Below are 14,070 nucleotides of genomic sequence, written 5' to 3'. Positions count from 1 at the left end.
CATTTGTAGCAATAACAATCATTTCTGGAATATTATCGTTATCAATATCCCACAAATCATAATAATATTCGAAATCCTGCGGGAATTTATTTGAAACATACGATGAAGTTTCAAGCACCTTTTTGTATTCTTTACCAGCTTGAGAAAGAATATCGTCAGTACTGCGAGTATGCGGTTTTGTGATTGTGCTTATTATGCTATTGCTGGTAATACTTTTCAACGAAAAGCCGCTGTTTTGTAAGGTATCTGCAGCAAAAAGAGTATACACAACGCAAGCAGTAAGCCAGCATATAAGCACAACAGTCGATACGCAATAATACAGAAAATCACTATTCTTTTTCATAGACAACATATCTACTTTCGATTTATTTAAAACCTTTAGTCACGTTCAGGAAGCTTACTCCAGTCGAAAGGCTTTTCAACCAAGTAGTATGCAACACTATCGTCTGGAGCAGGCTTAAATGGAACAGCCTTGTGCTTAACTGTTGGCACGAACGGGTTATCTTCTATTGCACCTTTGTAAGGTTCAGCATCAACAGTCGTTTTAGAATACAATTTCGGATTTCTGCGTAAAATAAACGGTCTTGTAGTATCTGGCTTTTTATTGCCTTTTCCTTCAAAATAGCCAGAAGATTCAATCTTATTAAGATTTGCATGAACTGGAACTACAAGGAAGAAGTCGCGCATTCTAAACGAAGAGTCTTTCCAATAGCCAGGAATTTTATCAGGGCTTCCATATTGTTTAATGTCTTCAGGAGGTTCAAACGCGTCAACCCACTTACCATTAACACACATATTGCCAATATTGTCATTAGCTGTTTCACCACAATACGGCAATCCCATTCCACGATAAAGTTCAAAAGCACCAGTATCTCCAACAATCAAATGATTCTTCATCTGACTGTCTTTATTCTTATCATTATCCTTATAAAATATCATTCCGCCCATCTGATGAGCACCATTACCAAAAGTTAAATACTCATAGAAATGAGAATCATCAGGATACTTAGGATCGGTAGGAAGCTGCAAAAACATATAGTCCGGATCATCTTTAGGATAATCATGTTTCTGAAGCTCAATACAGTCGCCATCATTAGTACACCAAGTGCCAATAACAGGAGACGCATTAGTCACATACATTATAGTCTTGTCACTAGGATCATTTTCTGTAAGCACATTTTTGGTTTCAGAAGCGTCAACACCGTAGTACAAGTCAACATGCCCACCAGAAAACTTTGTGCCTAAAGCAGGTTTAGAAGAAATAATCTTACCAAGATTCTTTTCTGACGAGAAATGCGGGTGCAATGAAACATCTTTCAATCCTAAATCTCGCAACTTATTTACTGCTTCGTCTTTATCCATGCCGAACAAGTCTGCAGGAATACCTTTGTCTTTAACTCCAACAGCAATACGAATCACGCCATCATCACTACTTCCGCTCGAAACTGAGAAGCCTGGCATCGGGTCAGTTGCAATAACTTTTCCAGTATTAGTAGAAATAATATTGTATGTTTCAACAGGAACACCCATAGATTCAGCTATTTTCTTAGCTTTTTCGAGAGGCTGACCTACTACTCCCTTTTTAGGAATTCCAGGACCTTTAGATTCTATAACAGTAACATGCGATGAACTTTGCACACGTTGACCAGGACGAACATTAGTAAAACGAACAAAACCACCACGTTTAACAGAAGAAAACTCTTTAACAATAATAACTTTCACACCCTGCTTACGTAGATCGTCTACAGTTTTTTGCAATGGCGCACTTTTTAATGCACTAGCTTTAGGAATAAGAACAGTATGACTACTTTGTGAAGGTAAATAAAATACCATAAACGCAACCGCAGCAGCAATAACAAGTACTACAGTAACAATTGAAGCAATCAGTAGTTTAAATTGCTTTGATTTAGCAAAAGATTTCTCGCTACTACTTTTTGCAATATACCCAGGCTGAGTATAAGTTTCTTTTACAGGTGGCACATTATAATTTTCATTCGCAACGTCCGAATAATTTGCAACAACATTGCCACATGAATCACAAAACTTACTATTCTGCTCTAGTTTATTTCCACAATTTTCACAAAATGCCATAATTCCCTCTCTTAACTGTGCTCGCACTTACCGAGTTTTTAACACAGCAAATCCCTCTTAAGTGAAATATCTACACACGATTCTAGTTACACTGTCTGATAAACACAAAGATGCAATAACAAACACAGCACTTATTTATTTGTTAGATTCATGAAGAATGGCACGGATTTGAGATAAACGTTGCGAAATCTCGTGCTCGTAGCCGCGATTCGACGGCTGATAGTATTCGCAACCAACTAGCTCATCTGGCATGTACTGTTGGGATGCTACAGCACCCGGATAATCGTGAGCATACTTGTACCCGTCATGGTTTCCCCAACTTTTCATCAAAGCAGTTGGAGCGTTACGCAAATGAAGAGGAACTTGACCAATATTTCCAGCATCAACATCTTGCAAAGCCTGATTAATAGCATTGTAGCTTGCGTTTGATTTAGGAGCGGTTGCTACAGCAATCACAGCTTCCGAAAGAATAATACGCGCTTCTGGCATGCCGATTAAAGCAACTGCTTGAGCTGCTGCAACAGTTACTTGCAAAATTTGCGGAGCTGCCATACCAACTTCTTCGGCAGCAGCAATCATAATTCGCCTTGCAATAAAACGCGGGTCTTCACCAGCTCGAAGCATTCGCGCTAAATAATGCAAAGAAGCGTCAACATCACTTCCGCGCATCGACTTAATAAAAGCAGAAATCACATCATAATGATCGTCGCCGTCTTTGTCGTAACGAACTGTAGTAGTATCCATTACGTTAGAAACAATATCAGCAGTAATTACAGGCTTCTTTTTGCCATGCTGTAACGCAACATCTCCTGTTACTGCTCCTGCAGCCGCCTCTAAAATAGTGAGAGTTTTGCGAGCGTCTCCCCCGCTTAAGCGAATAATAGAATCTATTGCGTCATCGTCGATTTTAAGCTGATTATTAAGACCATTTTCGCTAGTTAGCGCACGTTCTATAAGAGTATGCAAATCTTCAACGCTAAGTGACTCAAGTTTAACAACTACTGATCTACTAAGTAGCGGCTTAATAATTGAAAAGCTTGGGTTTTCGGTAGTAGCTCCAATAAAAGTTACGTCGCGATTTTCAACGCTTGGAAGCAAAGCATCCTGCTGAGATTTAGAAAAACGGTGAACTTCGTCAATAAATAAAACTGTTTCTTGACCATTACTAACTAAACGCTCATGCGCGCGATCAAGTACCGCACGAACGTCTTTAACTCCAGAAGTTACAGCAGAAAGCTCTTCAAACACGCGACCAGACTGACGAGCAACAATATAAGCGAGCGTAGTTTTGCCAACTCCCGGAGGACCAAACAACACAACAGAACTTGGAGCAGTAAGAGAACCTTTAGATTGCGGATTTGCAAGCCTACGCAAAGGCGAACCTTCTTTTAGAGCATGCGACTGCCCTAGCACGTCTTCAATACTGCTCGGGCGCATACGCACTGCCAACGGACGAGTCACATCACTCGGCGCGCTACTTGCTGCAAATAAATCCTGCTCCATAAATACCAGCTTACACTACATATAGAACAAACGTTCGATTGCATTTTGCGTCTTGCATTTCGTATTCTGTTAACACATTTTTAAAAATCACACGTGCGAAACTTGGTAATCGAAGAACACAACTTCACCTTCGTCTTGAGTTGTATCTAAATCGACAACGCCAGTAATAGCCCAATTGTGATCCCCGTCTGAATCGTCAATAATCTGCCGAACTTTCCACGAATGTTCACTTTTCTCAAGCGAATCATCCAAAATAAACAAGTCGCCACTTCGAGCCTTAGCATCTATTCCAACATACTCGTGCTCATCGTAATAGTCGTCAAGCACATCATTCCACTCGTGAACGCCATAACCCCAAGCTTTGTCAAGCTCTCCTAAAGTATCCGCATCTTCCAAATCCATAAGCTGCACGCGACGAAACATTGCGTTTCTAATCAACACAATAAGTCCACGACGATCCTCAACTACAGACTCAGAAGTTGAAGGCGCAGCCGTAGTTACAGCGCTAGCTTCAGCATCCGATCCTCCAGCACTCTCCCACTCGTCAACAAGACTTGAATCAATAGAGCGCACAACAAGACGAAGCCACGAAATAATATCACGCAATTCTTCGTTAAGCATGTCTTCTGGCACAGTGCGAGCAAGCGAACGGTAAGCGTCCGAAAGGTAACGAAGAAGCGTTCCCTCACTTCTAGCAATGCCATAACGAGAAATGTATCCAGTAAAATCAGAGGCGGTTTCAACCATGTCTCGAAGCACAGATTTAGGCTTAATCCAGTAGTCGTTCGCCCAGGGCACATCCTTGCGATATTGCGCAAAAGCAGGAGCTAGTAAGTCTTCAAGAGGCTTAGGATAGCTAACTTCAGCTAAGCGTTCCATGCGCTCCTCATAGTCAATGCCATCGTCCTTCATACCAGCCATTGCAGCATCGCGTGCTTTGCGCTCTTGAGCACGAAGAACAGGCTTAGGATCATCCAGAGTTGCTTCAACCATGGAAATTACGTCAAGTGCGTAGCTTTGAGACTCGGGATCTAACAATTCCAAAGCTGCGAGCAAGAACGGAGAAAGCGGCTGATCTAGAGCAAAACCTTCAGGCATTGCAACGTCAAGCTCATAATCGCAAGAACCGTCCGAAAGCTCTCTGCATTCAATAACTTGAGTATCGAGCAAAGTCTGGAAAATATCGTCGCAACGCTCAAGTAATTTTTCTTTATCTTGCGGCTTTTGTGCGCTATCTTCAATAAGTTTTTCAACTCGCGCTCTAGCATCCCCACCTTGCGTAACTTCGTTCAAAATCATTGAATGCGTTACAACCATGTGAGGATTCAAAGTTTCAGGAGCGCTTTCAATAAGCTTAGTAAACGTTGGCTCACCCCAAACAACAAAGCCTTCTGGAGCTTTCTTACGCTTAACTTTTTTAAGCTTTTTAGGATCATTTCCAGCTTTTGCAACAGCGCGCGCATTCTCAATCTCGAACTCTGGAGCCTCTGCAACTACTAAGCCCTCAGTATCGAATCCCATTCTGCCTGCACGTCCTGCAATTTGGTGAAACTCGCGAGCGCGAAGCTTTCTACTACGATTCCCATCAAATTTTGTAAGAGCTGTAAGCACAACCGAGTGAATTGGCACGTTAATGCCAACGCCGAGAGTGTCTGTGCCGCAAATAACTGGTAGAAGTCCAAGCTGAGCGAGCTGTTCGACAAGCCTACGGTAGCGCGGAAGCATACCAGCATGATGTACGCCTACACCAGTGCGCAGTAACCTTTGCAAAATTTTGCCGAAACCTGTAGTAAATTTAGTACCTTTAATGGCTTGAGCAATTTTGTCTCGCTGCTCTTTGCTTGAAACTCCAGTACTTGCGAGCGCTTGCGCTGTTTCAAGAGCTGCGTCTTGCGAAAAATGAACTACGTAAATTGGCGTTAAACCCTTGTTAAATAAGAGTTCTACAGTTGTTGCAAGCGGCTTATCTGTGTACTCGTATTCGAGCGGGATTGGTCTTGGAGCGTCTGCAATAATATCGACGTTTCTTTTTGTTGATTTTTCTAAGCGTTCCGCAATATCCGTTACGTCTCCAAGAGTTGCACTCATAAGTAAGAATTGCGTATTTGGAAGCGTAAGTAACGGAACTTGCCAAGCCCATCCGCGCTCTGGATCACCATAGTAGTGGAATTCGTCCATTGCAACGCAATCGACTTCAGCGTTTGCGCCTTCACGCAGAGCTTGATTTGCTAAGATTTCTGCCGTGCAGCAGATTATTGGAGCATCCGCATTAATATGCGAGTCGCCTGTAATCATACCAACGTTGTCACGCCCAAAAATAGCTACTAAATCGAAGAATTTTTCGGATACAAGAGCTTTAATTGGCGCAGTATAGTAGGAGCGTCTGCCGGTGGCGAGCGCCGCGAAATGCATACCGAGCGCGACAAGCGACTTTCCAGAACCTGTTGGAGTGTTTAAAATAACGTGGTCTCCTGCAAGCAAATCCATAACAGATTCTTCTTGATGCGGCCACAAATCTACATGTTTGTTATCTTTAACCCAATCAACAAATGCTTGAAAAATCTCATCTTCGCTAGCATGATGCAAATCGAAAGCTAACTCGCCCAAACCAGCCATATACGCTCCTACTTTACTTAACCCTAACTTACTTTGACTTAATCACGCTTTATTTGCGCTTTACTTGCGCTTCTTCTTATCTCGTACTTTTACAGAGATTTGAATAGGAGTTCCCTCGAATCCAAACTCTTCTCGAAGAGAACGCTCAATAAAGCGACGGTATCCGTGCTCTAAAAAGCCAGTTGTGAATATTACAAAACGCGGTGGGCGCGTAGAAGCTTGCGTAGCAAACAAGATTCTCGCTTGCTTTCCGCCTCGCAAAGGATGCGGATGAGCAGACTGAATACGACCTAAGAAAGCATTAAGCTTGCCTGTAGGAATGCGCTTATCCCAGCTGTCTAAAGCTGTTCGCATAGCGCGCGCAAGACGATTCGTATGCCATCCTGTTTTTGCGGAAAGATTTACGCGCTCAGCCCAAGTTACGCGCTCAAACTCAGTTTTCCATAAGCGTTCCATGCGCTGTCTGGAAAATTCGTCCATCAAGTCCCATTTGTTAAACACAAGTACGATTGCTCGACCCGCGTCTACAGCCTGGCTCATAACTTTCAAATCCTGCTCTGCAATCGGCTGGGAAGAATCGAAAAGAATCAAAGCAAGTTCCGAGCGTTCAATCGCAGCTTGCGTACGAAGTGAAGAATAGTATTCAGCACCCGTAAGCTTGTGCTGCCTGCGCTTAATACCAGCAGTGTCAATAAACAGCCAATCCTCGCCGTCAACTCGCACAACCTCATCAACAGGGTCACGAGTAGTTCCAGCCAAATCGTTTACAACAGATCGCTCTTCATGAGCTAAATGATTCAAAAGCGAAGACTTACCAACGTTTGGACGACCTACTAAAGCAACTCTGCGAAGTCCTTCTGGAGTTAAGAATCCTGAAGTTTTATTCGCTTTCTTCAAAGAATTGAGCGCTGCATCAAGCAAATCTCCAACGCCTCTGCCGTGCATTGCAGAAATTCCGTAAGGCTCACCCATTCCGAGCTTCCAAAACTCTGCAGTCAAATACTCGCTTCTAGCATCGTCAACCTTGTTAACTGCCAGAGTAATAGGCTTACCTGCAGCGCGAAGCATTGAAACAATACGCTCGTCTGTAGCTGTTAAACCAACTTGACCATCTACTAGGAAAATCACAGCATCGCTTAAACGCACTGCTACTTGCGCTTGTTGAGCAATAGAAGAATCAATACCTTCAACATCTGCTTCCCAGCCGCCAGTGTCAACAAGCTTGAAGTTGGTCCCAGCCCACTCAGCGTCGTAGCTTACGCGATCTCTCGTAACACCTGGAGTATCTTCTACAACAGCTACACGATGACCCAAAATACGATTTACAAGCGTTGATTTTCCAACGTTTGGTCGACCTATAATGGCGATTACTCCAACAGCTTTAGAGTCTTTTGCATCGCCTTGACTTACTTCGTCGCCTCGAAGAAGCGCACGATCTTCATCGTCAAGATCGTAGCCTTCAAGATTAGCAGCATAACGGTCATACTCATCCTGCTCAATTGCAGCGTCAACCATTTCAACAAGAGCATCGAGAGTCTGCTCAAAAGTCAAATCAGAATTATCGAGCGTTGTAACACCGTCTGCTGCTTGAAGAAAATGCGTAACTTTAGCATCTTTAGCATCACGAGCGCGAATATCGTCTTCTTCAGATTCATTATTTTTAGATTCATTATTTTGCAAATTTTCTTGCGCAATATTCTGCTTGTTTCTGCGAGCTTGACGCACTTCTTCGCGTGCAGTAAGAAGCACTCGAACTTGAGCATTAGGAGCAACAACAGTAGTAATATCGCGTCCTTCTGCAACTATTCCCTCACCTTTAGAGAAAGAATCTTCATCTGACTCTGAAGCAATATACGCACGCTGAGCAGCAATAAGCATACGGCGAACTGCAGGAATCGAAGATACAGTAGACACATGCGAAGAAACTTCGCTGGAACGCAATTCTTCGCTAATATCCTCACCTTCAACAGTCACTACAGGATTCTTAGGATCAACACTAAAGTCAGCGTCACTTTCAGTAAATAAGGCTCCAACAGCTTCAACAATTTGATTAAAACGTTCAGCATCCGCTGGATTTACAGGATTTCCTTCTTCATCCAATTCAAGTTGCGTGCTTAAATCAATACCTTGCTTCAAGCACCACCAAGCAGCAGCTCTATACATTGCACCCGTATCTAAATACGCAAAACCATAGTATTGCGCTAAAGCACGAGAAGTAGAAGACTTACCTACTCCTGCTGGTCCATCAATTGCTACACAAATCACAGGCCAACCTCCTTAGAAAGCGAGCGCACTTCTGTTTGAGAAAGCACGCGATACGATCCAGCTTTTAAGTCACCCAATTTAATAGGGCCAATTTGCGTACGAACAAGACGCTTTACAGGGTATCCTACGGCTCCAAAAATCCTGCGAACAATACGATTTTTGCCAGAATGCAACACAACTTTTACCATGGTTGTGTCGTGATTCTGATCGATTATTGCGCAACGGTCGAGCTTAATCCAACCATCTTCAAGATTTACGCCTTGCGAAACCAAGCGGCGGCAAACCATACCGTTGATTTTGCCTTCAACAGTTGCAATATAAGTTTTCTCAACCTCATACTTTGGGTGCATTACGTGCTGGCTTAGCTCGCCATCGTTGGTCATTAAAATAAGACCTTCAGAATCGTAATCCAAGCGTCCCATGTGGAAAATTCGCTCGTACTTGTCTCCAACAATATCTCTTAAAGTAAAGCGACCTTTTGGATCGTCCATTGCGCTAAGAACTCGCTTAGGCTTATGCAATGCGAGCGTTACTAGCTTTGTGTTGAACTTTACGCGAGATCCATCAACGCGCACTTTTTGACGTTTTGGATCTACTCGAGTACCAAGTGTTGTAACCAATTCGTCGTCTACTTCAACACGCCCGTCAAGAATAATCTCTTCACACTTGCGTCTTGAACCAAATCCCGCTTCAGCAAGCAGCTTCTGCAGTCGAATGGCGTTGTTGTCATCTGAATGCGCCTGATTGGCGCGGGAATATGCGTTTGGCATCGTTCTCCCAACGTGACCTAAAGAATTACATACATACTTGCGCCAGAATTTACTTAAGAATACGCAATATAAGCAATTCATTACTCATTAACTTACTAATTTCTGTGGCAATTTATTAAATTTGCAATAAATCAAAAACACCACGTCTTCCTATGTTACCGTATGGCATAGCCGTGATAGTATAGCCTAGGTTTCATTGTGTTGCAATCATTAACAAAGCGGCACAACTAAAATTAAGGAAAGTTATGATTAAAACTACAGATACACCGTGCAGCACAACTAAAACTGCTGCGCCACTTATTGTTCGTATTGGTACTGAATTTATTGCTACAGCTTTAGCGATGTTCGTTGTTTACACTTTTTATTCTCTTACTACCGTAATGTATGGAATCAACGTTTTAATGATTGCCGCAGGCACTGGTATCGCTTATGCTGCAGCGACATATATTGCATCTAAAGTTTCTGGAGGCCACCTTAACCCTGCAGTGACAGTTGCTTCGATGCTTACTGGACGCACTTCATACACTGCAGGATTATGCTACATTGTTGCCCAAGTTCTTGGTGCTATTGCAGCTGCAGGATTGTTTATTCTTATTATTCCTCAGCAGGATTCAAGCATTGATCCGTCACAAGTTGGTCAAGGCTCAGGTTTTGACAAAAAGTATTGGTTTGTTTCAATAGTAAACGGATTCGAAAAGGCATCCCTTTCTGCACGTCAACTAAAAGAAATAAACTTGTCTTTCGGAATAGTATCTGCGTTATTAGTTGAAGTTATTGCTGTTATTTTGATTGTTGCCACTGCATTGCGCAGCACAGACCATGAAGGTAATACTAAATGCGGTTATGCAACACACATCGGTATTGCATACGCAGCTGGCGCTTTCATTACGTATCAAATTACAGGAGCTGGTTTGAATCCTGCTCGTTCTACCGGCATCGCATTATTCGCAAACTCTCATGATTTGGAAGTTAAACCACTAAGTCAATTGTGGGTATTCTGGATTGCTCCAATTTTTGCTGCAGCGCTTGTTAGCCTAGTTTTGCTATTAACAAAGCTTCTTTCAAACTCAGCACAAAAACTTGCTGTATCAAATGAAACAAATCCTGCACCAATACAAAATTTTGCAGACACAAAGGCAGATGCTCCTGCAGCGCCAGATATGAGCTATGAGTACGTTCAAAACGTATCTGACAATAACGTTGCGAACAATCTTTAAAAATAAAGTTATAGCAAAAATATAATTGAAGCGTATGTTATAAGCAAACCTATGCCGAGCGTAATACTTATGAAAGAATCAAAGCCAACTGAGCGAACTTTCCAAGGGCTACGCTGACGCATAATTAAGCGCATAACTCCTAGAAGTACAGCCGTCACAGAAATAACAACTGTGGCGGCTTTTACATATCCTATAAATGCCAATAATGCGCAAAGTGCAATAATAATTGCTACAATCCATTCAGCATAAGGCTTACCCTCACGTTTTTCCGACACGTACGGATGCTCCGTTTTAGCACTTCTAGTCTGATGCTCACTATCTGTCATACTTGTATCATACCTGCTCCGCGATAAGAAAACATAAGTTGTTTTAGGCACTAACACAAAGATGCAGCGCTTGAAGTACACAAGCGCTGCATCCATAATATTGATTAATTTATTTGTCTATGAATCTTAGTTAAAGCAATTTTAGTGGAAGAAGTGACGAGTACCGGTAGTGTACATCGTTACACCAGCTTTGCGCGCAGCTTCGAACACTTCTTCGTCGCGAATAGAGCCACCAGGTTGCACGATTGCGCGAACGCCAGCTTCAATAAGAATCTGCGGACCGTCAGCGAATGGGAAGAAAGCATCCGAAGCCGCAACAGCTCCGCGAGCACGTTCAGCACCATCAGCCAAAGTATTCGCACGTTCAACAGCCAAATGGCACGAATCCACGCGATTAACCTGCCCCATACCAATGCCAACAGTAGCATTATCATGCGCGAGTAGAATTGCGTTAGACTTTACACAACGAAGCGCACGCCAGGCAAATTGCAAATCACGCAAAGTGTCAGCATCAGCAGGATCTCCAGAAACAAGCGTCCAGTTTTCAGGATTATCACCAAAAGCATCAATCTTATCTGCAGACTGAACTAAAGCACCACCGTCAATAGGATGAACTTGCAAATCTAAGACTGGCGGAGTTGCAACCTTCAAAATGCGAAGATTCTTTTTCTTAGTGCGAAGCAATTCCAAAGCTTCAGGCTCATAGTCTGGAGCCACAATAACCTCTGTGAAAATTGGGCGCACACTTTCTGCCATTTCCAAAGTCACAGTAGTGTTTGCAGCAATCACACCACCGTAAGCACTTACAGGATCGCAAGCATGAGCTTTTTTGTGCGCTTCTACTGCAGTCGTGCCTATTGCCAAGCCGCAAGGATTATTATGCTTGCAAACAGCAACCGCAATTTGTGGAGCAAAATCCCAAACTGCACGCCAAGCAGCATCCGCATCCACATAATTGTTGTAGCTCATAGGTTTTCCGCCAAGAAGCTCAGCCTGAGCCAAACCACCCTTATGCAAAGGATCTAAATACAATCCTGCTTGCTGATGGGGATTCTCACCATATCGAAGCGTATGCTCTAAACTCCAAGTGCGCGTGTAGTTTGCAGGAAGCTTCACAGCTTCAGCATTTTGATTATCTTCTTCATCATTTGTGTTCAAACTTTCAGGCTTCTGCCATGCTTTACTTGTCCACTCAGATATAGAAGCATCGTAAGCTGCTGTATGAGCAAATGCTTTACCAGCCAAATATTCGCGCTCTTGCAAATTAAAGCCTTCACCTGAAACGATTCTATTAGCTAAAAGCTGGTAATCTGCAGGATCTGTAATAACAGCAACAGACTTATGATTCTTTGCTGCAGCACGAATCATAGAAGGTCCACCAATATCAATTTTCTCAATAATTGCGTCACTATCAGCACCGCTCATTACAGTGTCTACGAATGGATACAAATTAACTACTACAGCATCAAACGGCTTTATGTTTAACTTTTCAAGTTGCTTTACATGATCAGCATTACTCATATCTGCAAGAATTCCAGCGTGAATATGCGGATCTAAAGTCTTCACTCTTCCATCAAGACTTTCTGGGAAACCAGTAACGTCAGAAACTTCAGTAACATGAACGCCAAGTTCAGCCAATTTAGCAGCAGTAGAGCCGGTTGAAACTACTTCAGTATCAGCCTTTCTAAATGCTTCAGCTAATATTTCAAGTCCCTCTTTATGAAAAACTGAAACAAGAACTCTACGAATTTGCTTTTCACCTGTGGTTATCAGCACATTTGCGTTTGATTCTTTGCTCTGTGTCTGTTGCACGGCGGCCTTCCTTCCCAAAATAGTAGTGAGGAATTATTTTCTTTTAGCCTTCGATGAAACCGTCCTAGGAGCAGCTTTTTTCAAAGGCAAAGGTTGATTCTTTTTATTACTAGTCTTATTTTCGATTAATTCTGCAGATTTTACAGGTTTATTCGACTTACTAGCAGCAATAAGATTAAAGCAATATCGCACGCCACAAATAAGTAGGATACTAAAAATCGAAATAACCCATGCTACAGCAGAAGCGTATAGAGTAAGATGACCAACAGCTCTAGTACTTTCAATAATGTCAACTCCAATATAAGAAAGTCGACATTCACCCAATGAACCATTTGCTATTGAGAAAACAACAGTCCACATAATTGTAATTAAAGCGGATACACCTACACTATCAGTTGCAGCTTCTACAGCATTCAACATAAAAGACTCACGCTCGGTTTTGTCAATAATATTTTTTAAACGCAAGCCACAGCCGCTTTTATGCAATAAAGTTATAAGCATTACAATAAAGCAGAAAATTGGAACTATGGAGTAAAAAACAGTGCGATGCATAACATCAACAATAGCATCAGGAAATATTCCAAAAACCGGAATAGGAGGCAAAGATTTACGCTGAGAAACTGCTAAAGTAAATTGTGCAACAGATCCAATATTAAATCCAGATCCACAAATCCAAGATAATGCCCAAATAGCAATATTTGGCAGCCAAACTAAGCAAGCAATAGTTGTAAGAATACGAGAACCATTTTGCATGCCTAATTTATTGAAATATGAATTAACATAGCCAAAATTTGTGCAAGCCCAAACTACAACAGTTATTAACGCAACGAAAGCGTATAAACCAAATAAAATTACTGCTGTACGCTTAGTAATACGAATATTTTTTTGAATATACTCAGGGCACATTTGCTTGTAGCGCTGCTTTAACGACATAAACAATGAGCTGCTTGGGAAAACCGCTATAAGCAAAGAAATTAAATAAATACAAGAAGATTTACAAGCAACAATAAAAGTAGAATCCAGTAAAGTAACATGCGTATTTTGAGAAAGTATCGCATTAATAACAGCCCAGACTACAAGCCCAGTAAAATATGCTATATCTCCACCTCGAATACGGCGAATTAAACATACAAGTGTTGCAATAAGTAGAAAAGTAAGACCTAAAGGAATAATCGTAAGAATGCAATTGCCAAAAGTAAGACCTACGCCTTGAGCAAACATAAACACAGCCCAAGTCATAGACATTGCAGATTCAGAAAGATTGCCTGCTCCCTCTTCGATAGAAACCACAAGAAGTGTGAGAGATAGGAAAAGACCTATTGTAAGAGAAAAAATAAAAATAACAATAATAGGAGTTATTACACCTTTAGACATGTTTATTAAGAATGACTTAAGTTTCTCAACCATGCCTTTTCCTTTCAATTCTTTTAGGTGCAAAACCAATATATTGCTTTAAATAGGATATTACTT

The 14,070-nt window shown here is 41.9% G+C and carries 9 protein-coding genes and 1 pseudogene; 1 reads left to right on the top strand and 9 read right to left on the bottom strand.

Annotation, left to right across the window (positions count from 1 at the left end; genetic code table 11):
• The 6 genes and pseudogenes from A5294_RS04045 to A5294_RS04020 all read right to left on the bottom strand — a co-directional run.
• A pseudogene (locus A5294_RS04045) lies at window positions 1–343 on the bottom strand (hypothetical protein); the annotation flags it as partial.
• Between the two features lie 35 nt (window positions 344–378).
• Window positions 379–2,091 (bottom strand): PASTA domain-containing protein, encoded by a 1,713-nt coding sequence (locus tag A5294_RS04040; protein ID WP_064340533.1) that lies wholly within the window; start codon window positions 2,089–2,091, stop codon window positions 379–381.
• Between the two features lie 135 nt (window positions 2,092–2,226).
• Window positions 2,227–3,594, bottom strand: a complete 1,368-nt coding sequence (locus tag A5294_RS04035) for a replication-associated recombination protein A (RefSeq protein WP_064340532.1) — start codon at window positions 3,592–3,594, stop codon at window positions 2,227–2,229.
• An 87-nt stretch (window positions 3,595–3,681) separates the two neighbouring features.
• Window positions 3,682–6,210 carry an RNA helicase gene (locus A5294_RS04030; RefSeq protein WP_064340531.1) on the bottom strand — a complete coding sequence of 843 codons (2,529 nt, stop codon included), beginning with the start codon at window positions 6,208–6,210 and terminating at the stop codon, window positions 3,682–3,684.
• A gap of 60 nt (window positions 6,211–6,270) precedes the next feature.
• Window positions 6,271–8,475 (bottom strand): bifunctional cytidylate kinase/GTPase Der, encoded by a 2,205-nt coding sequence (gene der, locus A5294_RS04025; protein WP_064340530.1) that lies wholly within the window; start codon window positions 8,473–8,475, stop codon window positions 6,271–6,273.
• On the bottom strand, window positions 8,472–9,245 hold the full coding sequence (locus tag A5294_RS04020; protein ID WP_004106562.1) for a pseudouridine synthase: 774 nt from the start codon (window positions 9,243–9,245) through the stop codon (window positions 8,472–8,474). The genes der and A5294_RS04020 overlap by 4 nt, the downstream gene beginning before the upstream one ends.
• Window positions 9,246–9,490: 245 nt before the next feature.
• Here A5294_RS04020 and A5294_RS04015 point away from each other — a divergent pair, with 245 nt between their 5' ends.
• Window positions 9,491–10,462: an MIP/aquaporin family protein gene (locus A5294_RS04015; RefSeq protein ID WP_004106561.1), complete on the top strand. Its 972-nt coding sequence runs from the start codon at window positions 9,491–9,493 to the stop codon at window positions 10,460–10,462.
• 8 nt (window positions 10,463–10,470) lie between these two features.
• On the opposite strand, the gene A5294_RS04010 is transcribed toward A5294_RS04015, so the two are convergent.
• The 3 genes from A5294_RS04010 to A5294_RS04000 all read right to left on the bottom strand — a co-directional run bounded on the left by A5294_RS04010 (window position 10,471) and on the right by A5294_RS04000 (window position 14,007).
• A complete protein-coding gene (locus A5294_RS04010; RefSeq protein WP_004574306.1) occupies window positions 10,471–10,788 on the bottom strand; it encodes a hypothetical protein in 318 nt (105 codons plus the stop codon).
• Between the two features lie 141 nt (window positions 10,789–10,929).
• Window positions 10,930–12,600 (bottom strand): bifunctional phosphoribosylaminoimidazolecarboxamide formyltransferase/IMP cyclohydrolase, encoded by a 1,671-nt coding sequence (purH, locus tag A5294_RS04005; protein WP_004106559.1) that lies wholly within the window; start codon window positions 12,598–12,600, stop codon window positions 10,930–10,932.
• A 33-nt stretch (window positions 12,601–12,633) separates the two neighbouring features.
• On the bottom strand, window positions 12,634–14,007 hold the full coding sequence (locus A5294_RS04000; RefSeq protein ID WP_064340529.1) for a DUF6350 family protein: 1,374 nt from the start codon (window positions 14,005–14,007) through the stop codon (window positions 12,634–12,636).
• Window positions 14,008–14,070: the final 63 nt, after the last annotated feature.

Origin of the sequence: Gardnerella sp. 30-4 (assembly GCF_001641215.1) — a bacterium.
Taxonomy (GTDB): Bacteria; Actinomycetota; Actinomycetes; order Actinomycetales; family Bifidobacteriaceae; genus Bifidobacterium; species Bifidobacterium leopoldii.
The sequence above is the reverse complement of the archived record's forward strand: the minus strand, read 5'-3'. Positions and strand labels throughout refer to the sequence as shown.